Source organism: Devosia sp. Soil_C_22 (genome assembly GCF_057657195.1).
The window spans coordinates 218405-238250 of record NZ_JBDGIY010000002.1; the positions used below are offsets into that span (position 1 = coordinate 218405).

General features: G+C 65.9%; 20 protein-coding genes. 13 read left to right on the forward strand and 7 right to left on the reverse strand.

Annotated elements, in window-relative coordinates:
* Positions 1-113 precede the first annotated feature (113 nt).
* Together AC3A6I_RS18095 and AC3A6I_RS18100 are read right to left on the reverse strand one after the other, a co-directional pair.
* The gene (locus AC3A6I_RS18095) at positions 114-863 is read right to left on the reverse strand and encodes an ABC transporter permease (RefSeq protein WP_487545260.1); all 750 of its coding nucleotides are present in this window, start codon (positions 861-863) and stop codon (positions 114-116) included.
* Between the two features lie 226 nt (positions 864-1089).
* Positions 1090-2037 (reverse strand): ATP-binding cassette domain-containing protein, encoded by a 948-nt coding sequence (locus AC3A6I_RS18100; protein WP_487545261.1) that lies wholly within the window; start codon positions 2035-2037, stop codon positions 1090-1092.
* A gap of 180 nt (positions 2038-2217) precedes the next feature.
* Here AC3A6I_RS18100 and AC3A6I_RS18105 point away from each other — a divergent pair, with 180 nt between their 5' ends.
* The 6 genes from AC3A6I_RS18105 to pnp all read left to right on the forward strand — a co-directional run bounded on the left by AC3A6I_RS18105 (position 2218) and on the right by pnp (position 9063).
* On the forward strand, positions 2218-3027 hold the full coding sequence (locus tag AC3A6I_RS18105; protein WP_487545262.1) for a TetR/AcrR family transcriptional regulator C-terminal domain-containing protein: 810 nt from the start codon (positions 2218-2220) through the stop codon (positions 3025-3027).
* Positions 3024-3431, forward strand: coding sequence for a 30S ribosome-binding factor RbfA (gene rbfA, locus AC3A6I_RS18110; protein ID WP_487545263.1), 408 nt, complete (start codon positions 3024-3026; stop codon positions 3429-3431). The genes AC3A6I_RS18105 and rbfA overlap by 4 nt, the downstream gene beginning before the upstream one ends.
* Positions 3428-4327, forward strand: coding sequence for a tRNA pseudouridine(55) synthase TruB (truB, locus tag AC3A6I_RS18115; RefSeq protein WP_487545264.1), 900 nt, complete (start codon positions 3428-3430; stop codon positions 4325-4327). Before rbfA ends, truB begins: the two co-directional genes overlap by 4 nt.
* Positions 4328-4449: 122 nt before the next feature.
* Positions 4450-6129, forward strand: coding sequence for a sensor histidine kinase (locus tag AC3A6I_RS18120; protein WP_487545265.1), 1680 nt, complete (start codon positions 4450-4452; stop codon positions 6127-6129).
* 129 nt (positions 6130-6258) lie between these two features.
* Entirely contained in the window at positions 6259-6528 is a 270-nt protein-coding gene (rpsO, locus tag AC3A6I_RS18125; RefSeq protein WP_487545266.1) for a 30S ribosomal protein S15, read from the forward strand.
* A 393-nt stretch (positions 6529-6921) separates the two neighbouring features.
* A complete protein-coding gene (pnp, locus tag AC3A6I_RS18130) occupies positions 6922-9063 on the forward strand; it encodes a polyribonucleotide nucleotidyltransferase (protein WP_487545267.1) in 2142 nt (713 codons plus the stop codon).
* A 288-nt stretch (positions 9064-9351) separates the two neighbouring features.
* Here the strand turns inward: pnp and AC3A6I_RS18135 are convergent, their stop codons facing one another.
* On the reverse strand, positions 9352-10944 hold the full coding sequence (locus tag AC3A6I_RS18135) for a hypothetical protein (protein WP_487545268.1): 1593 nt from the start codon (positions 10942-10944) through the stop codon (positions 9352-9354).
* A 132-nt stretch (positions 10945-11076) separates the two neighbouring features.
* Between AC3A6I_RS18135 and AC3A6I_RS18140 the strand changes: the two genes are divergently transcribed.
* Positions 11077-11490: a YciI family protein gene (locus tag AC3A6I_RS18140; RefSeq protein WP_487545269.1), complete on the forward strand. Its 414-nt coding sequence runs from the start codon at positions 11077-11079 to the stop codon at positions 11488-11490.
* 3 nt (positions 11491-11493) lie between these two features.
* Here AC3A6I_RS18140 and AC3A6I_RS18145 read toward each other — a convergent pair whose 3' ends face one another.
* Complete coding sequence (locus AC3A6I_RS18145; protein WP_487545270.1) at positions 11494-11721, reverse strand: hypothetical protein; 228 nt, start codon at positions 11719-11721, stop codon at positions 11494-11496.
* Positions 11722-11890: 169 nt separating this feature from the next.
* On the opposite strand from AC3A6I_RS18145, the gene AC3A6I_RS18150 reads away from it, so the two are divergent.
* Both AC3A6I_RS18150 and AC3A6I_RS18155 read left to right on the forward strand, forming a co-directional pair.
* Positions 11891-12952: a LacI family DNA-binding transcriptional regulator gene (locus tag AC3A6I_RS18150; RefSeq protein WP_487545271.1), complete on the forward strand. Its 1062-nt coding sequence runs from the start codon at positions 11891-11893 to the stop codon at positions 12950-12952.
* A gap of 36 nt (positions 12953-12988) precedes the next feature.
* Positions 12989-13288 (forward strand): hypothetical protein, encoded by a 300-nt coding sequence (locus AC3A6I_RS18155; RefSeq protein ID WP_487545272.1) that lies wholly within the window; start codon positions 12989-12991, stop codon positions 13286-13288.
* A 1-nt stretch (position 13289) separates the two neighbouring features.
* Here AC3A6I_RS18155 and AC3A6I_RS18160 read toward each other — a convergent pair whose 3' ends face one another.
* Positions 13290-15041, reverse strand: a complete 1752-nt coding sequence (locus AC3A6I_RS18160) for a GGDEF domain-containing protein (protein ID WP_487545273.1) — start codon at positions 15039-15041, stop codon at positions 13290-13292.
* A gap of 244 nt (positions 15042-15285) precedes the next feature.
* Between AC3A6I_RS18160 and AC3A6I_RS18165 the strand changes: the two genes are divergently transcribed.
* Positions 15286-15642, forward strand: coding sequence for a YciI family protein (locus AC3A6I_RS18165; protein ID WP_487545274.1), 357 nt, complete (start codon positions 15286-15288; stop codon positions 15640-15642).
* Positions 15639-16874 (forward strand): RNA polymerase sigma factor, encoded by a 1236-nt coding sequence (locus AC3A6I_RS18170; RefSeq protein ID WP_487545275.1) that lies wholly within the window; start codon positions 15639-15641, stop codon positions 16872-16874. The genes AC3A6I_RS18165 and AC3A6I_RS18170 overlap by 4 nt, the downstream gene beginning before the upstream one ends.
* On the opposite strand, the gene AC3A6I_RS18175 is transcribed toward AC3A6I_RS18170, so the two are convergent.
* Complete coding sequence (locus AC3A6I_RS18175; protein WP_487545276.1) at positions 16871-17887, reverse strand: 2-hydroxyacid dehydrogenase; 1017 nt, start codon at positions 17885-17887, stop codon at positions 16871-16873. The genes AC3A6I_RS18170 and AC3A6I_RS18175 overlap by 4 nt on opposite strands.
* Before the next feature lie 92 nt (positions 17888-17979).
* Here AC3A6I_RS18175 and AC3A6I_RS18180 point away from each other — a divergent pair, with 92 nt between their 5' ends.
* A complete protein-coding gene (locus AC3A6I_RS18180) occupies positions 17980-18546 on the forward strand; it encodes an SH3 domain-containing protein (protein WP_487545277.1) in 567 nt (188 codons plus the stop codon).
* Positions 18547-18702: 156 nt separating this feature from the next.
* Here the strand turns inward: AC3A6I_RS18180 and irrA are convergent, their stop codons facing one another.
* Positions 18703-19146, reverse strand: a complete 444-nt coding sequence (gene irrA, locus AC3A6I_RS18185; protein WP_487545278.1) for an iron response transcriptional regulator IrrA — start codon at positions 19144-19146, stop codon at positions 18703-18705.
* 161 nt (positions 19147-19307) lie between these two features.
* Between irrA and fabA the strand changes: the two genes are divergently transcribed.
* Positions 19308-19820, forward strand: coding sequence for a 3-hydroxyacyl-[acyl-carrier-protein] dehydratase FabA (gene fabA, locus AC3A6I_RS18190; protein WP_487545279.1), 513 nt, complete (start codon positions 19308-19310; stop codon positions 19818-19820).
* Positions 19821-19846: the final 26 nt, after the last annotated feature.

Consider the following 19846-nt stretch of genomic DNA (forward strand, 5'->3'; position numbering starts at 1 on the left):
CCACAAGGGGGAGGGAGACCCGACTGACGACCCGGTGCACCGATTTCCCTCCCCTTGATGGGGAGGGGGGACCCGCGAAGCGGGTGGGTGGGGTGGAGCCACACGCACCAGAACTACAAACTCGCCCGCCTGATCGCCCGAGCCCCGATGCTCAGCCCGACCACGGCGACAGCCAGCGCCACCACCACCCCCCACAGCACCGTCAGCGAGAAGAACTCGCCCACGAACAGTGCACGCTCAGCCTCCACCAGGTAAGTCAGCGGGTTGAACCGGCTCGCCACATACAGCCAGCCCGGGCCGTTCTCGATCGGCAGCAACACGCCGCCGAGCAGCATCAGCGGCAGCGCCACCGACTGGCTCACCATGTAGAACAGCGAGGTATTGTGCCGGGCCGCAATCGCCAGCGCATAGGACAGCGCGGCGACGCCGGCGCCGAACAGCGCCAGCACGGCCAGCCCGAAGAGCATCTGCAGCGGATGGAGCTGCATGCCGAACGGCCAGGCGAGGATGATCAGCGCCAGCGCCTGCAGGGCGAGCGGAAACATCTCCTTGAGCGAACGACCGAAGATGATGGCCGGCCGGCTCATCGGGGTCGCGAGGAAGCGCTCGAGCACGCCACTCATCAGCTCCTCGGTCAGGCTCCAGCCCACCATGGCGGTGCCGAACAGGGTGAGCATCACGATCATCCCCGGCACGAACCATTGCAACGCCGCCCCGGTCGAACCGCCGACATCGAGCAGCGGCACGAAGAAGGCGAGATAGAGGATCGGCTGCACCAGCCCGAAGGCCATCCACGACGGATCGGCCAGAGTCGGCTTCATCTCGCGATTGAACGAAGTCGCGACGTCGCGAACGAAACTCATGATTGGGTCTCCTTGGAGCATGGAAGCAGCGCCAGCCACCAGCCGGCGTTGCGCGTCGAAGGTGCAGTCGGGCCTCCCTCCCCCTCGAGGGGAGGGAACGAGGGTGGGGGTGGTGCGGTGATCATCTGGTGGACCCCCACCCCCAAGCCCCTCCCCGCAAGGGGGAGGGGAGCGAGAGATCGAGGCGCAACCAGCGCCCGCCCCCGTATCGGTGCAAACGGCCCCTTCATGCTGCGCTCTCCCGCAGCGACCTGCCGGTCAACCCAAGGAACACGTCGTCCAGCGTCGGCCGCCGCACATTGGCCGCCAGCACCCTTGCCCCACGCGCGTCGAGCGCTCGGATGAACTCGGGCAGCACGACTTCACCGCCCTTCACCGTCACGCCCACCCGCGCCCCGTCGCGCACGATGTCGCGGGCCTCGGGCAGATTGGCCGCTACTTCCGCCGCCGTCTCGGCGCCGTCCGCATCCACGGTGATGCGATCGCCGGCGAGATTGGCCTTCAGCCGCTCGGGCGTGTCGTTGGCGATCACCTGGCCGTGGTCCATGATCATCACCCGCTCGGCCATGGAATCGGCCTCGTCGAGATAGTGGGTGGTCAGGAACACCGTCATCCCGGTCGCTCGCTTGAGCTTCAGGATGTGCTCCCAGAGGTTGGCGCGGCTATGCGGGTCGAGCCCGGTGGAGGGCTCGTCGAGGAACAGGACCTTCGGGCTGTGCATAAGCCCCAGCGCCACGTCGAGCCGGCGCTTCTGCCCGCCCGACAGGGTCATGCCGGTGCGCTGCTCGAGCCCGGTCAGTTCCAGCATGCCAATCAGTTCGTCGGCGCGCCGGCGCGAGTCCGCCTTGCTCATCTGCTGCGCCAGCCCTTGCGTCACGAGCTCGTCGCGCACCCGGTGATAGCCACCGGCGCCGGCGCCCTGGCCGACATAGCCGAGATGGCGGCGCACGGCGGCGGGCTCGCGCAGCACGTCGAAGCCACCGACGCTTGCCTCACCCGCAGTCGGCGGCAGCAGCGTCGTCAGCATGCGGACCGAGGTCGATTTGCCGGCTCCGTTCGGGCCGAGGAAAGCGACCATCTCCCCCTCGGCGACATCGAGGTCGAGGCCGCGCACGGCTTCGACCGTTTCGGTCTTGCTCTTGAAACTCCGCTTCAGTCCGCGGGCATGGATCATCGGTCCCTCCTCTGTCGCAGCGGGGAAAAGCTAGCGCCAGCCACTGACATGTCGTGTCAGCAGCAGCGATTTCGACTTGCGCCTCGACATTTCCGTCGGCCGGCGCTAACAATGTGCAGTGTACGGAGTTTGCTCTAGAGCGAATCCCGTACAGTGTAAAGAGTTATTTTTGGAGCTTTGATGGCCGAGGAAATTGCCGGACGGGGCGATCCCATCCGGACGCTGGAACTGCTGTGGGGCAAGGCCCCTGCTCCGAGGCGCGGACCGAAATCGAAGGTCGGCGTCGCCGACCTGGTGGCCGCGGCCGTGGCCATTGCTGATGCCGAAGGGATAGACGCGGTATCTACCCGACGGGTTGCCGACGCGGTGGGCATCTCGCCGATGAGCTTTTACACCCATATTCCCGACAAGGCGGTGCTGCTCGACCTCATGCTGGATGCCGTGGCACGGGCGGAGGGGGACGCGCCCCCGGTGATCCAGGTATTCGATCCGGCGCAGTGGCGCGCCAATATCACCTTCCTCGCCCGCGAGTTCCGCGCCCATTATCTGCGCCATCCGTGGGTGTTGCAGATCAGCACGCACCGCCCGGCGCTCGGACCCAACACGCTGCGTGCCTACGAAACCTTCCTCAGCGCACTCGACGGCATCGGGCTCGATGAGGTCGAGATCGACATGTCGGTCACCATGTTCGCCAACTATGTCTACGGCGCCGTGCGCGACGTGGCGCGGGCCCGCATGGTCAAGGAACAGACCGGCATGAGCGACGACGAGTGGTGGTACCGGATAGCTCCCTTCCTCGAAACGATCGACTTCTCGCCCTACCCCGTGGCATCGCGCGTCGGCCCGGTCGTTGGTGAGCTCTACGGCCTCGGCGATCCGGACCGGGCCTTCGATTTCGGGTTGGGTGTCTTGCTCGACGGGCTGGAGCGGCTCGTAGCCTCCAAGGGCAAGTTGACGACAGGCAGGCAAGCGCCTAACTCGGGCAAATGAAACGCGATACCCATAAGCCGACAGGTCCGAGCCAGCGCATGCTGCGCGTCGGCGAGCTCGTGCGCCACGCGCTGTCCAACGTGCTCGCCCGGGGCGAGATCGAGGATAGCCTGCTCGAGGGCAAGGTCATCACCGTGCCCGAAGTGCGCATGACGCCGGACCTGAAACTGGCCAATGCCTATGTCATGCCGCTGGGCGGCGAGGGCGCCGAGGAAGTGGTCGCGGCGCTCAACCGCCACCATCGCTTCATCCGCGGCCGCATCGCGCCCGAGCTCGACCTCAAGTTCGCGCCCGACCTGCGTTTCTTCGTCGACAACACGTTCGATGAGTTCGGCAAGATCGACGCCCTGCTGCGCTCCGACCGCGTGCAGCGCGACCTGAACAAGGACGACGACGAGGAATGACCGGCGGGAAGCGCGCGAAACGCGACGTCTCGGGTTGGATCGTTCTCGACAAGCCGTATGACATGACCTCGACCCAGGCCGTCGGCAAAGTCCGCTGGCTGTTCGAGGCGAAGAAGGCCGGCCATGCCGGCACGCTCGATCCGCTGGCCACCGGCATCCTGCCCATCGCGCTCGGCGAAGCGACCAAGACCGTGCCCGTCATGCAGGACGGACAGAAGGTCTATCGCTTCACCATCAAGTGGGGCGAGGAGACGACGACCGACGATGCTGAAGGAATCGTCAGCAACCGTTCATCGATGCGTCCAACTGGCGATGAAATCAGGGCAGCGCTCCCGACCTTTACCGGCGAAATCATGCAGGCGCCGCCCGCCTTTTCCGCCATCAAGATCGACGGCGAGCGCGCCTACGACCTCGCCCGCGCCGGCGAGGTGGTCGAGCTCGCGCCGCGTCCGGTCTATGTCGAAGCGGTGCAACTCATTGACTCCACTGAAGAAACCGCAACGCTCGAGATGACCTGCGAGAAGGGCACCTATGTCCGCTCCCTCGCCCGCGATCTCGCCCGGCATCTGGGCACGTTCGGCCATGTCATCGCGCTCCGCCGCACCGCCGTCGGCCCCTTCTCCGAGGCCATCGCGGTCGACTTATCCACGCTGGAAGCCGCTGAAAACCGCGATTCGCTACTCCGTCCGGTCGCCGCCGGCCTCACCGGCCTCGCCGAAATTCGCCTGACGCCGGAGCAGGTTAGCACCGTACGTCACGGCAACCCGGTGCTGCTCACCGGCGCCGGCGCGCCGATCGCGCTCGATGAATGCTGGGCCAGTTGCGCCGGCGCCGCGGTGGCGCTCGGGCGGGTCGAATTCGGCCAGTTCAAGCCATCACGAGTGCTTGCAGCCTAAGCTCTCGGGTTGCAACCAAAACCATACCAGTGCGTTATGGGAGCCTAGTGCAACCAGGGGCCCAGGTATGCCTGCCGAAATTGATGGCTGACGGGACTGCCCCCGTGGAAGGCGGCGTGGCAATGCGCCGACGTGCCCCGCGTTCCCGCCCCATAGCTGTATATCTTTTCGTGCTGGCGCTGGTGGCGCTGGTACCTGCATTCGTGTTCTCGGCCGTCCTGCTGCAGCGCAACAACGAGGCACAGGAGCGGGTGGTCGAAACGCTGATCACCGGCAACGCGCGGGCCATCGTCCAGACCGTCGATCGCGAGATCAACGCCAACATCACGACGCTGCGTCTGCTCGCGACGACCCCACCGGTGACCGAAGCCGACTATCCCGAGTTCCACTCCCGGGTCACCCAGGCGCTGGCTGATACCGGCGCGTTCATCTACATCGTCCATCCCGACATGACATCGGACCTGTCGACGCGGACGCCGATTTCCGAACAGCAGCGCGTGCAGGTCAGCGATACCGAGACAGCGCAGCGCGCGCTGACCACAGGCGATGTGGCGGTGTCCGATGCGGTGATCGGCAGGCTGTCGAAGCAATGGGTGGTCAACATCCTGCTGCCGATCTTTCCCGCAGAGCGCGAGCCACTGATCCTCGGCTTCAGCCGCCCGGCCAGCCAGATGTCGCTGGCGCTCCTGGCAAGCCGCATGCCCGATGGCTGGAACGTCGCACTGGTCGACCGCAAAGGCGTCATCGTCGCCGGTTCCGGCGATGCCGGCAGCACAGGCAGCGCCTTCGACCTGCTGCCGGTGGCGGAACTAGGGTCAACCGCCGGCTGGCGGACGCTGCCGTCTTCGGCCGGCGATATCGTGGTGGTGACGCAGCAGTCGATCCTCACCGGATGGTCGCTGGTAGCCTGGGCCGACGAGGATGTGGTGCGCCGTCCCCTCAATGACGCCTTCTGGTCGCTGCTCGCCGGCGGCGTGCTGCTGGCGGCGCTGGTGGTGCTGGTCATCTACGCGGTGAGCCTGCAGATCGGGCGGTCGGTGCATGGCCTCGAGGCCGATGCCAAACGGCTGGGTGCCGGTCAGCCGGTCGAGGCGCGCTTCTATCCGATCGAGGAGATCGAGACCGTGTCGGCCGCCATCGGAGATGCCTCGCGCCGGCGACAGGCCGCGGAGACCGAGGTGCGCTTCCTGATGCGCGAGCTGGCGCATCGCTCCAAGAACCAGATGACCGTCATTGCGGCCATGGCCAAGCAGACCGCGCGTGGCGCGGAGACGGTGCCCGAATTCGTGCAGAGCTTCGAGCGGCGGATCTTCGGCCTCGCACGTTCGACCGACCTGCTGCTGGCGCACGGCGTCGCCGGCGTCGACCTGCGCGAGCTGCTGGTGGGCCAGATCGATCCGTTCTGTCCAGTCGACGGCAAGCTGGTGGTGGTCGAAGGCCCGAGCCTGCGGCTCAACGCGCAGGCTGCACAGATCCTCGGCATGGCGGCGCACGAACTCGCCACGAATGCAGTGAAGTACGGCGCCTTCTCCAAGGAGGGCGGCCACCTTGCCGTGACCTGGGAACGCGCAGGCGACGCGGTTGCCTTCGTGTGGCACGAGCAGGGCAGCGCACCGGGTGCGGCTACGCCGCGCCGCGGCTTCGGCACCACCGTGCTCGAGAACATGGTCGGCCGTTCGCTCCATGGTGAGGTGGTGCGCGAGGTGCACGAGCGCGGCATTACCTGGCGCTTCACCATTCCGCTGAGTTCGCTTGATCCCACCGAGGCGCTGAACGGCGACGGCGGCACGCCCGACAAATAACTGGTGTTCCGGGCCTGTTTCCCCTATAGAGCGCGCCAAGTTCCGGCTTGCCGGCACTGCTCATGGCTCCACCTGGACGACATCCCGGGTGTCAGCGTCCGATGATCCTCAATTGAAAGGACCAGTACGATGTCGGTTACCGCAGAGCGGAAGACTGAGCTCATCAAGGATTTCGCCACCAAGAAGGACGACACCGGCTCGCCGGAAGTCCAGGTCGCGATCCTGTCCGAGCGTATCGCCAATCTGACCGAACACTTCAAGACCCACAGCAAGGACAACCATTCCCGCCGTGGTCTGCTGAAGATGGTTTCGACGCGCCGCCGGCTTCTCGACTACGTCAAGAAGAACGACGAGACGCGCTACAAGGCGCTGATCGAGCGCCTGGGCCTGCGCCGCTAAGGCGGACGGGTTATCGACTTGGTCGCGGGGTACGCCCCGCGATCCTTTCCGGTCCATGGACCGGTCATGCGTAGGCTGACGATCTACGCGGAGCATGGCGAGATCATCGGCCGCTCACGGTGCCAGACGGCACTCTCGTTCCCGGAGCTTGTTCAGCAAAAGTTGCAGACTTTTGCGGTTCGAACGAGCGAGTACCGGCAACAGACATGAGCGGCTCATCGTCTTGTCCATGTTCCGCCCGCCTAGACAGCGGAGTCAGCGCGGAAACCGTGCCGATTTTGGGCTGGCGGACCACATGGGGTGGTTCCGTCCGCTGGCACACCGGATGAGTTCGCGGGGTGGCTACGCCCCCGCGTTCCCGCTCATTCCGGCAGAATGGAAAGACGAGGCACTATGCCCATCAAATTCGACCACCACAAAGTCGAACTCAACTGGGGCGGCCAGCCCCTCACCCTCGAGACCGGCAAGATCGCCCGCCAGGCGGACGGCGCCGTGCTCGCCACGCTGGGCGAGACCGTGGTTCTCGCCACTGTCGTTTCGGCCAAGAAGCCGAAGCCGGGCCAGGACTTCTTCCCCCTGACCGTCAACTATCAGGAAAAATACTTCGCCGCCGGCAAGATCCCGGGCGGCTACTTCAAGCGTGAAGGCCGTCCGACCGAGAACGAGACGCTGGTCAGCCGGCTGATCGACCGTCCGATCCGTCCGCTCTTCCCGGAAGGCTACAAGAACGAGACCCAGGTCATCGTCACCGTTCTCCAGCACGACATGGAGAACAACCCGGACGTGCTGGCCATGGTCGCCACCTCCGCGGCTCTGACCATTTCCGGCGTGCCGTTCATGGGCCCGATCGGCGCCGCCCGCGTCGGGTACGTTGATGGCGAGTACGTCCTGAACCTGGCGGTCGACAGACGCGCCGACAGCAAGCTCGATCTCGTCATGGCCGGCACCTACGACGCCGTGCTGATGGTGGAGTCCGAAGCTCAGGAACTGAGCGAGGAAGTCATGCTCGGCGCCGTGATGTTCGGCCATGCCGCATCGCAGAAGGTCATCGAAGCGATCATCAAGCTCGCCGAACTGGCTGCCAAGGAGCCGCGCGAGTTCACTGCTCCCGACTACTCGGCGCTCGAAAAGGACGTCCTCGCCGTTGCCGAGGCCGACCTGCGCGCCGCCTACAAGATCACCGACAAGGCCCAGCGCTACGCGGCGGTCGATGCCGCCAACGCCAAAGTGAAGGAGCACTTCGCTTCCCAGATCGAAGCTGGCACCGTGTCGGCCGAGGACCTGGGCGAAGTCGTCCATAACCTCCAGGCCAAGATCGTCCGCTGGAACATCCTCGACACCAAGACCCGCATCGACGGTCGTGACCTCGTCACCGTCCGCCCGATCCTGGCGGAAGTCGGCGTGCTGCCGCGTACGCACGGCTCGGCCATCTTCACCCGCGGCGAGACGCAGGCCCTCGTGGTCGCGACCCTCGGCACGGGCGACGACGAGCAGTTCGTCGACAGCCTCGAAGGCACCGGCAAGGTGAACTTCATGCTGCACTACAACTTCCCGCCCTACTCGGTCGGCGAAGCTGGCCGCATGGGCTCGCCCGGCCGCCGCGAAATCGGCCATGGCAAGCTCGCCTGGCGCGCCATCAACCCGATCCGCCCCAAGGCCGAAGAGTTCCCCTACACCATCCGCGTCGTCTCCGAGATCACCGAGTCGAACGGCTCGTCCTCGATGGCGACCGTGTGCGGCACCTCGCTGGCCCTGATGGATGCCGGCGTGCCGATGAAGAAGCCGGTGGCGGGTATCGCCATGGGCCTCATCCTCGAAGGCGACCGCTACGCCGTACTGTCCGACATCCTGGGTGACGAAGATCACCTGGGCGACATGGACTTCAAGGTTGCGGGCACCGCCGATGGCGTCACCTCGCTGCAGATGGACATCAAGATCGCCGGCATCACCGAGGAGATCATGAAGGTCGCGCTCGGTCAGGCCAAGGGCGGCCGCGAGCACATCCTGGGCGAGATGGCCAAGGCGCTCGACACCTCGCGTTCGAGCGTGGGCGAGTTCGCCCCGCGCATCGAGACCATCACCATCCCGACCGACAAGATCCGCGAAGTGATCGGCACCGGCGGCAAGGTGATCCGCGAGATCGTCGAGAAGACCGGTGCCAAGATCGACATCAACGACGACGGCACGGTGAAGGTCTCGTCCTCGGACGGCAAGGCGATCGACGCCGCGATCAAGTGGATCAAGGGCATCACCGATGAGCCGGAAGTCGGCGCCATCTACCAGGGCACCGTGGTCAAGACCGCCGATTTCGGTGCGTTCGTGAACTTCTTCGGCGCCAAGGACGGCCTCGTCCACATCAGCCAGCTCGCCGACCAGCGCGTGGGCAAGACCACCGACGTCGTCAAGGAAGGCGACAAGGTGTGGGTCAAGCTCCTCGGCTTCGACGAGCGCGGCAAGGTCAAGCTGTCGATGAAGGTCATCGACCAGGAGACCGGCAAGGAAAAGGCCAGGGAAGACGCTCCCGCCGCCGAGTAAGGCGCGGTCGTCGCAGGTATGAAAAGGGCCCGGATCGGATCGATCCGGGCCCTTTATTCTTAAGCCGCTGCGGCTCTCATGCGACGGAACATCAGCACCGAGATCAGGGCCGCGACAATGACCATAGCGGCGCTGACCAGTGTCGCTGCCAGCATGGTGTCGGCATAGGCGACCCGGGACGCCTCGAGCAGTGTTAGTCCACCCGCGGGCAGGTCTTCCGCGGCGGCATGGGCGCTGCCGATGCCGAGCAGCGCGATGCCGAGCGCACCGCCAAACTCCGATCTGGTTTCATGGCAGCATCACATCGGCTTCCTTGCCGTCGAGATCGTATGTCACCCAGCCACCTGTCCAGCCGTCATCCTTGCCGGCGCGGATTTCGACCAGCAGGCGGCTGTCCTCGGGGTTCATCAGCAGCGCATTGCGCGTGAAGGTGTAGCGGAACACCGCCGCACCCGGCAGGTCCATGCGCGTCAACGTGCGCGCGGCGAGAGTGCCGATTTCGGCCTCGTCCAGCGGCGAGAGCTCGGCGATGGTGAAGGTGCGAGTGGGATTGAGCTCGGCTTCCCACGGCATCGGCGTGCCGAAGCGGGTCACGGACTGGCGGTCGACGATGAAGCTCGCCATGCTGCCGGGGGCCTGCGGGTCTTCGACCAGAACGCTCCCCTGCGTGTCATTGAGCAGGATTTCGCCGTATTTGGCGTCCGGTCCGAAGGCCTGTTCAAGCCGCCGCAGCGTCTGCGCCACCGTAGCCGGCGCCAGCCACGGCTCGGCACTGGCGGCAATGCGGCTTTCGGGCAGGATGACTTCCACCACCTTGGCGCTGGCGTCGAGCAGAACCTTGCCCTCCTCGCCATCGGCCTGCCTGAGGTCGACGGTCCAGATGAGCTCGGGCTGACCGGGGCGGTCGGTCGGCTTGTCGGCATCGATATAGGTGATCTTCGCGCCCTCCGACTGGAAGGCGGCGAGCGCGGCGCGCTTGATCTCGGGGAGCTTGGCGAGATCGATCTCGGACATGGCGAACGCGGCGGTGTCGCGCATGTCGGCGAAAACGTCCTCCATCTCGAGGCCCATGGTGACGCCGCCGAGGTTCCACGAATAGTCGCGGGTCATGTTGTCCTGGGTGGCATGCTCGGCCTGGAAGAAGACGTAGCTGTTGTAGATGCGCAGTTCGTGCAGGCGCTTGCTCCCCAGCGCTTCGGCAATGCGGTGCTGGGCCTCGGCCATCGGCCAGTCATCGTCGTCGATCAGGTCGAGCCGCTGGGCCCGCGCCGTGCCGGCCAGGTCGGCCCCCAGCACATTTCCGGCAGCGTCGGCGTGGACGGTCGCGGTCTCGCGCTCGGTGCTGAGGTTGAGCGTCATCTGCACCTCGCCATAGCTCGGCTCGGGCAGGATGGAGATGCGCCGCGCGATGGTGATCGAGCCGACCTCCGGCTGCCGCTCCATCTGCGCCATGGCGATGGCCGCGGCGATCATCACGTCGATACGATCGAGCGCCACATCATCGATATCGAAGAAGCTGCCTTCGCGCTTCTTGACGATGCCGTCGCCATCGGTGGCGCGCGGGCCGGAAACGCTGTCGCGGTCGAGCACGAGAATCTTCATGCGCGAAGCAGTCCATTCGTCGGTGTAGTACTCGGCCTCGTTGCCCTGCACCCACATCAGGATCCGGTCGGCGCGGATTTCGAGTTTCGACACCGGGCGCTCGCCGCCCATGGCCTTGAATAGAGCAGCGATGGCGCGATCGCGCAGCAGCGGCGAGGTCACATAGGTGGCATCGCGAGCGTCCGGCGCGGGTGCCTCGACGGTCTTGCCGACCTGGGCGAACGCGGAAGTGGAGAAAAGGGCGAGGGCAACGAATACGGCACGCAGGATCTTCGACATGATCGGTGCTCCATCCGAGGAATCCCGGGAAGCTGCGCCCAGTTGCCTGAAGCAAGGCTGAACAGAGGGTGGCTGCGGGCGTTCGAGGTTGGCATAGTGTCGCCGCCACCACGAAAGAGGGAGAAAACCTCCATGCGTTACATGATCATCATCAAGATGACGGAACCGTCGCCGCCGCCGACCTCGGAGCAGCTGGTCGAGATGGGCAAGTACAACCAGGAGCTGATCGATGCGGGCGTGCTCCTCGCCGGCGAGGGCCTGATGCCGTCGAGCAGCGGCGCCAAGGTGAAGATCGAGGGCGGCAAGCCTGTGGTCCGTGATGGCCCGTTCGCCGAGGCCAAGGAACTGGTCGGCGGCTTCTGGATCATCAAGGCCGATACGCTCGCCGACGCGGTCGGCTGGGCCAAGAAGATCCCGCTCGGCGAGGGCGACGAGGTCGAAGTCCGCCGGGTCTCCGAGATCGAGGATTTCATGCGCGACGACATCTCGGCCGAAACGCTCGACCAGGAGGCTGCTCAGCGCAAGAGCGGCGCCTGGCCCGAGTAGGCTTCAGGCGTAGCGGTGCGTCATGGCGTCGGGGCAAACCGTCTCCGACGCCGGCATTCCGGCGCCAAGCCGGCCGCCGAACAGGGCCGCGAGCCGGCTGAACAGCTTGGGCGGCGGCCACTGGCCGGCATCGACATGAGCCTCCCAGGGCTCCTCACCCGAATTGCGGGCGAAGTCCTCGCCCCAGTGCTGGCGATAGGCATCCTTGTAGAGATAGCTGGCGGGGATCATGACAAGTTTCCTTTCGACTTGAACCGATTCAATTACCACAGGCGATGGCTCTTGAATCGGTTCAATCATATGTATGATCCACAGTGAGTCAAGCGGAAATTGAACCGATACAAGAAGCGGGCTATATGACAGGGATGTCACCCTTCGTGGCGGGAATGAAAGGCAGAACATGGCGCGCGACCTGGTGCGATTGAGCGACGTGGCAAAGGCGGCCGGCGTGTCGCAGGGCACGGCATCGAACGTATTCAGCCGCCCCAATCTCGTGCGCGAGGAGGTTCGCGAGCGCGTGCATGAAGCAGCCCGAAAGCTGGGTTATGCCGGTCCTGATCCACGCGGGCGCCTGCTGCGGGCCGGAAAATCCAATGCCATCGGCGTCGCGACGGCGGAGACACTGTCCTACTTCTTCGAAGATCCCTTCGCCCGCGAGTTGATGCGCGGCGTTTCCGAGGCCTGTGAGCAGTATGGCGCGGGCCTGGCGCTGGTGTCGGCCAAAGACGACAAGCGGCTCGCCGCCAACATCCAGAATGCGCTGGTCGACGGGTTCGTGCTGCTCTGCATCGAGAATGGCGAGCGGCTGGTCGAGCTGACCCGGGATCGTCAGCTCCCCTTCGTGGCGCTCGCCCTCGGCCGGCCCGACGACACCGTGTCGGCCATCGGCATCGACGATTATGCCGGCGCGCAGCTCGCGGCCCGGCACCTCGCCGAACTCGGCCATCGGCGCTACGGCATCCTGTCGCTCGAACTCGATGACGTGCACGAGGGACCGATCGATGCGGCCCGGCTCGAGCGCGCCATCTACTACACCTCGCGCGACCGCGCGCAGGGCTATTACGAGGAGCTGGCGCTCTACGGCGTCGATCGCGCCACCATCCCGATCTACGAGACGCGCATGAGCGAGGAGAGCGTCCGCCGCGGCGTCGACTACATCCTCTCCGCCGGTACCAGGCCGCCGACGGCCATCCTCGCCATGTCCGACCGCGTGGCACTCATCGCCATGGACGAATTGCGCAAGCGCGGCCTGTCGGTACCCGGCGACATCTCCATTGTCGGCTATGACGGCGTGCCGGAGGCCGAAACGGCCGTGCCGCCGCTCACCACCATCGCGCAACCGATCGCGGAGATCGGCCGACGGGCGGTCAAGGCCATTCTCGACCACGACGGCAAAGTGCATCGCGATACGCTGTCGGTGGAGCTCGTCGTCCGCCAGTCGACGGCGCGCGCCCGATCGTGATTTGCATGCGAGCATTGCGCTACCCACATTCAAACCATGCGCACGCTCATCGCTTCCATCGCCGTCCTAATGTTTGCCTCGCCGGCAGCGGCCTACTGCTACCAGGTGCCGGATACGGCTCAGACGGGCTATGTCGAGAACAATCTCAAGCGGACCATCTGCATCCAGGATGAGCTTGCCGACAGCACGGTGGAGCGCAGCGTCAGATCCGATTTCGACGCGACCGTAGGCAAGCTGCAGCGCGATGCCCTGCAACAGCGCCTGCAGCTCCAGCAATTGCAGACGCAGCAGATGCTGCTGCAGAACCAGCTGCTGAAGAACCAGCCAAAATACTGAGCTATTCCGCTGCCGCCCGCGGCATGTCGTCGAAACCGACCGTGGTTTCGGCGCTAACCATGGACTGGTCGAGCCGGAACGGTCGTAGCGGCGCCGTCGCGACCTGGTTGCGCCCGGCCTGCTTGGCCTTGTAGAGCGCCGCGTCGGCGGCCGAGAGCAGGTCCTGCACCGTGTTCGAGGTGTGGGGCAGCGAAGCGACACCGAACGAGGCCGAGATATCAGCGCCGTGGGTATTGCTCAGCTCCTCGATCCTGAGGCGAAGCACCTCCGCCTTATCGGCGGCCCGCTCGAGGGGACAATCGGGCAGGATGACGACGATCTCCTCTCCGCCATAGCGGCAGACAATGTCAGTCTCGCGCAGCGAGCCGGTCAGGGTGAGCGCCGAATCGCGCAGCACCTGGTCGCCGAAGGCGTGGCCGTGCTCGTCGTTGAGGCGCTTGAAGTGGTCGAGATCGACCATCAGCAGCGAGATCTCGCGGTTCTCGCGTTCGGCCAGCCGTACAAAGCGCTGTAGGCAATCCTCCATGTAGCGGCGGTTGTAGAGGCCGGTCAGCGGATCGCGCAGGGCCTGGTTCCGCAACTTTTCGCGCAGCGCCATGTTGGCAAGCGCCAGGCTCATGCCGTCGGCCAGGGCCGAGCCGAGATCGGTCACCTGCTCGAGCCGCTCGAGCGCACTGACGCCCGAGGCGAACAGCTGCAGCAGACCGACGATTTCGCCGCGCGCGATCATCGGGATTTCGAGCGTCGACTCGCCGCTCGTGGCATCGTGATGCCCGCAGCACAGCTTTGCACCGTCACCACGGTTCACGTGGGCCTTGCCCCGCTTCAGCGCCCAGCACCAGTTCGGGTTGATCGTCTCGGGCAGCCGGTCGTTCTCGGGCCGGCCCCAGGACGTCGACAGCACGAGCCGGTCGCGTGAGTTGTTGAACACGTATAGAGCGCCGGCATAGCCCGGCACGAGGTCGGCCGCGGTCGCTTTCAGAACCGCATTGGCGTCGCCATGGTCCGAGGCCGATTGCAGCACATCGGCCATCTCGAACAGGCGCGACACCTGCTCGCGCGATTTGTCGGCCTGCGATACCGCAGCAGCGCGCCGGGCCGCCTCCGAAACGCTCCAGCGGAACGCATAGATCAGGCCGAGAATGGCGAGGACGCCGGCACCCAGCTGCAGAGCCAGCACCAGCAGCGTGCCCATCTGCAACCGCTCGTCATGCATGGCGAGCCGCGCATCGGTGTCGTCGAGCACGCGCGCCATCTCGGTGCCCAGCGCCGCCTGCAGCTCGGCGGCGGGGCTGCCGGCGAGCAGGCTGTGCCCCGCTGTCTGGTCCCCGGCACCGCGCGCGGAGATTGCAGTATTCCAGTCGGCCACGAGTTCATCGATCAGCCCGCGCACCGGTCGTGGCTCTGCGCCGGCTACCGAGATGGGCGGCAGCTGATCCAGGATGTTTGCCGCCTTGCCCTGCAGCACGGCCACCTGACGGGCATGGGCCGCGAGGGCGGTAGCGTCGCCGGCGAAATAGCGCAGCGCCGCGGTCTCGCCGTCGGTGAGGGCCAGGTAGACGCCGCGCAGCTCCTGGCTCTGGGCGCGCAGCTGGGCCATGGCGCGCTGCTGCCCGCTCATGTGCACGAAGCCCACGATCGCCGTCGCCACCAGCGTGAAGACCAGCACGATCGTCGCGTGCGACAGCAGGCGCGAGCGTTGCCGCCCCGGTTGGGCGGGCCACTCGCTGATACGATTGAGGCCGGCAAACATGGTCGGGAGCCCCCACAGGCAACCGTTGATCCGGCCATGATGCCCGACATCCGCGCAGGCGCGATGCTGCATCGGCAGAAGCACTTAGCGCGGTGTGAAGCGGCGTGGTGAAACGAGACGTTACGGAATCGCTAAAAATGCGGCCGTCGACGCAGGTATTTGTCCGGCGCGCGAATTTCTGCGCAAGTCATGTCGATCGGGGCCGATGCTGTTCGACCAGTTGCATCCACCCAAGGAGCACATCATGCGCTATATCTGCCTCGTCCATGCCGCCGCCGAAGCGTTCAAGAGCCTCGATGCACCCGGCCAGAAGCAGCTCGATCGCGATTCGCTCGCCTACGACATGGAATTGCAGGCCAACGGCAACCTCGTCGTCGCCGAAGCGCTGCAACCGGCCGAGAGCGCCGTACTGGTGCGGGTGCGCGAGGGCAATGTCTCGACCACGGACGGCCCGTTCATCGAGACCAAGGAGCAGCTCGCCGGCTTCATCCTGATCGAGGCCCGCGACCTCAACGACGCGATCCGTATCGCTTCGGGCATCCCGATGGCCCGGCTCGGCACGATCGAGGTGAGGGCCATGTACGAAATCCCGACCACATGAACGTCACGCCGTCCGAAATCGATGCCGTCTGGCGGGCCGAGTCCCGCCGGGTCTTGGCAACGCTGATCCGCCTCGTGGGCGATTTCGACCGGGCCGAGGAAGCGTTGAACGACGCCTTCCTCGCCGCCGCCGAGCAGTGGCCGCGCGAAGGAATGCCGGCCAACCCGCGCGCCTGGCTGGTCTCCGCCGGGCGCTTCCGGGCCATCGACAAGATCCGGCGGCGCGCCCGTTTCGATGCGATTGCCAAAGAGCTCGCCATAGCCGACGAGGAGGCCGAAATGGCGCCCGAGGCCGAGTATATTGCCGACGACCAGCTGCGGCTGATCTTCGTGTGCTGCCATCCCGAACTGCCGCCCGACGCGCAGATCGCGCTCACCCTGCGCGAAGCCTGCGGGCTCACCACCGAAGAGATCGCCGCGGCCTTTCTCACCAAGCCCGCGACCATCGCGCAGCGCATCGTGCGGGCCAAGGCGCGAATTCGCGAGCTGCAACTGCCTTACGAGGTGCCGGGGCCCGGCGAGCTGGAGCCCCGGCTCGACCTCGTGCTCAAGACCGTCTACCTCATCTTCAACGAGGGTTATGCGGCGAGCCATGGCGATGCCGCCATTCGCTCCGAACTGTGCGCCGAGGCGATCCGCCTCACGCGCCAGGTTCGCGGCCTGCTGCGGCAGTTCGAGCCTGAGGTCGAAGGCCTGCTGGCGCTCATGCTGCTGCAGCATGCCCGCTTCCGCGCCCGTACCGATACCGCGGGCGACATCGTCCTGATGCCCGACCAGGACCGCTCGCTGTGGGACCGCACCGAGATCACCGAAGGCGTCCGCATCGTCGAGCATGCCATGTCACGCCCGCCGCTCACCGCCTATGTGCTCGAAGCCGCGATCGCGGCAACCCACGCGGTCGCGCCGACCGCCGCAGCCACCAATTGGGACGAGATCGTCCAGCTCTACGACCTGCTGCTGCGGGCCGTCCCCTCCGCCGTGATCCGGCTCAACCGCGCCGTCGCGGTCGCCATGCGCGACGGGCCGGCATCCGGCCTCACCCAGATCGACGCCCTGCTCGAAGCCGGCGAGCTCACCGGTTTTCGCTATGCCCACGCTGCCCGCGCCGACCTGCTGCGCCGCCTCGGCCGGGTCACGGAGGCGCGCGAGGCCTATGTCGCGGCACTCGAATTGACCCAGCAGGCGGCTGAGCGCCGCTTCATCGAGAAGCGGCTCAAAGAACTGGTGAACTAGCCCCGCGCCACCCGGTTACGATTGTCCGGCAATACGCGGTGCGGCGGCTGGGCGCCGTCGATGAAGGCGCGGATGTTGACGATTACCGTCTCGCCCATCTCGAGGCGGGCTTCCAGCGTCGCCGAGGCCATGTGCGCCGTCAGCACCACGCGATGCTCGCGCGCCAGCTGCACCAGCCGCGGGCTGATGCCGTTGCGGCTCTCGAACACATCGAGCGCCGCGCCCGACAGGTGCCCGGATTCGATCCCGGCGATCAGCGCCGCCTCGTCGAGCAGTTCGGGCCGCGAGACGTTGACCACGAAGGCGTCCTGCTTCATCCGCCTGAGTCGGCTGGCGCTGAGGATGTTGTGCGTGGCGCTGTTCAGCGGGGTGTGGAGCGAGACGATATCCACGGCCTCAATCATCCGGTCGAGATCATCCCAGTAGGTGGCGCCGAGCGCCTCCTCGAGCGGGGCGGGCCGGCGGTGGCGCGAGAAATAGTGGATGTTGAGCCCGAAGCCCCGGGCCCGCTGCGCCACGGCGCTGCCGATGCGCCCCAGCCCGACGATGCCGAGCGCCTTGCCGCGCAGGCGCCGGCCGAGCATCCAGGTCGGCGACCACCCAGGCCACTCGCCCGATTGCGGCACGACCTGCGCGCCCTCCACCAGCCGGCGCGGCAGCGCCAGCATCAGCATCATCGCCATATCGGCGGTGTCCTCGGTCAACACCGAGGGCGTGTTGGTGACGGTGAGCCCCGCTGCATAGGCGGCCTCGATGTCGATATTGTCGAAGCCGTTGCCGAATTGGGCGATCAGCTTCAGTTCCTTGGGCAGCTGCGCGATCAGGGCGGCGTCGAGCGGATCGTTGATCGAGGAGACCAGCACATCCCGGCCCTGCGCCCCCTCGATGATGGCATCAGGGCTGAGCACGCCATCGACCGGCTTGAAGGTCACATCGAACAGCGCCGCCATCCGCGCCTCGATCTGCTCGGGCAGGCGCCGGGTGACGAAAATCCTGGGTCGGCTGAGGCTCAAATGGGACGCCCTTTAACGACCATTAAGGTCTTTTGCCTAGTGATAGGAAAAAAGCACACCCCTGCAAAGTCATGTTCGGCCAAGTCAGCTCCATGCTCCTCACGAGGCGCGCCCACGGGCGGCAGCTCAGGGCGATTCTGAGTGCCCTCGTCGCCACCCTCATTGCCATTACCCCGGTTGCGATCGAAGCCGCGGAGGGCCCGTCCGGCCTGCCGCTGCCGCGCTTCGTCACCACGCGCAACAACCCGATCAACGTGCGGGTGGGGCCGGGCACGCGATACGATGTGGCCTGGGTCTATGTGAAGGCCGGCACGCCGGTCGAAATCATCCAGGAGTTCGACACCTGGCGCAAAATCCGCGATGCCGACGGCTCGGAAGGCTGGTTGCACCAGCAGCTGCTGACCGGCAACCGCGCCGGGCTGGTTGCGCCCTGGAAGCCGGTCGAGGAGAAAATCGCCCTGCTCTCCGCCGCCGACGAAAAGTCCGGCGTGCGGGCTTGGCTGACCCCCAACTTCCGTGTCGACATCAAGGAATGCAACGGCAACTGGTGCAAGGTCGTCGCCATGTCGCACCCGGTCACGGGCAGCGCACAAAGCTTTGAAGGCTGGCTGCACCAGGATGAACTCTGGGGCGTCTACAAGGGCGAAGAGTTCGACTGACGGCCAGCGGGCCGGAAACCCCTCTCTTGCGAAACAAGCACTGCGTCCAACAGCAACGCGCCCTCTCCCCCTTGGCGGGGGAGACGCGAGACTTTACGAGCGCAAGCGAGTTAGTCGCAGCAGAGAGGGGGTAGCGGCGGCGCGCCGAGCCCAGCCTCAGCGGCTCTTCTTCACCCGCACCACCACGTCCACATGCGTGATCTCCATGCCGCGCGGCGGCTCGGGGAGATTCTGTATGGTGATGGCCGAGGACGGGATATCGACCACCCGCTGCTCGTCCTCGAGATAGAAGTGATGGTGATCCGAGGTGTCGGTATCGAAATAGGAGCGCGAGGCATCGACAGCCACTTCGCGCAGCAGGCCCGCCTCGCGGAACTGATGCAGGCTGTTGTAGATTGTGGCCAGCGAGACGTTGACCTTGGCGGTACCCGCTTCGGCATGCAGCTGCTCGGCACTGACGTGGCGGTGCGGGCCGCCGAACAGCAGCTCGGCCAGCGCCACGCGTTGACGGGTGGGACGAAGGCCTGCCATGCGCAGCACGGCCGTCAGGCACGGACGGCGTGACGGAATGGGGCGGAGGTTCAGGCTGCGCTCGGTCATCAAGTCTCGTTTGGTGACAAGGACTGTCAGGTTGTCGCGCTTTATAACTTTGGGGCTGTCAGTGCACAAGCGCCGCTGGCACGCGGCCTTTCGCGCGCTTGACCCTATGGCGGGCGCTCTCTAGTAACGAGGCCCAATCAGCGATGGAGCAGCCCCGGCCCATGTCGGACGTGATCGAGCGCAAGAACGCCTACGACTATGACGACCTGATCCGAAGCGGCAAGGGCGAATTGTTCGGCCCCGGCTATGCGCAGCTTCCCGCTCCGCCGATGCTGATGTTCAACCGCATCACGGAAATCAGCCACGAAGGCGGCGCGCATGGCAAGGGCCTCGTCCGCGCCGAGCTCGACGTCAATCCGGACCTGTGGTTCTTCCAATGCCACTTCATCGGCGATCCGGTCATGCCGGGGTGCCTCGGCGTCGATGCCGTCTGGCAGATGCTGGGCTTTTATCTTTGCTGGGACGGTTCGCCCGGCAAGGGGCGCGCGCTGGGCTGCGGCGAAGTGAAATTTTCCGGCCAGATCACCAACGATGTCAAACTCGTCGAGTATGGCATCGACCTCAAGCGGGTGATGAAGTCCAAGCTCGTGCTCGGCATCGCCGATGGCTGGGTGAAAGCCGACGGCCAGATTATATATGAGATGAGCGGCCTTCGGGTCGGCCTGTTCACCTGACCTGACTGACTCGCAAGCGCCGGGGA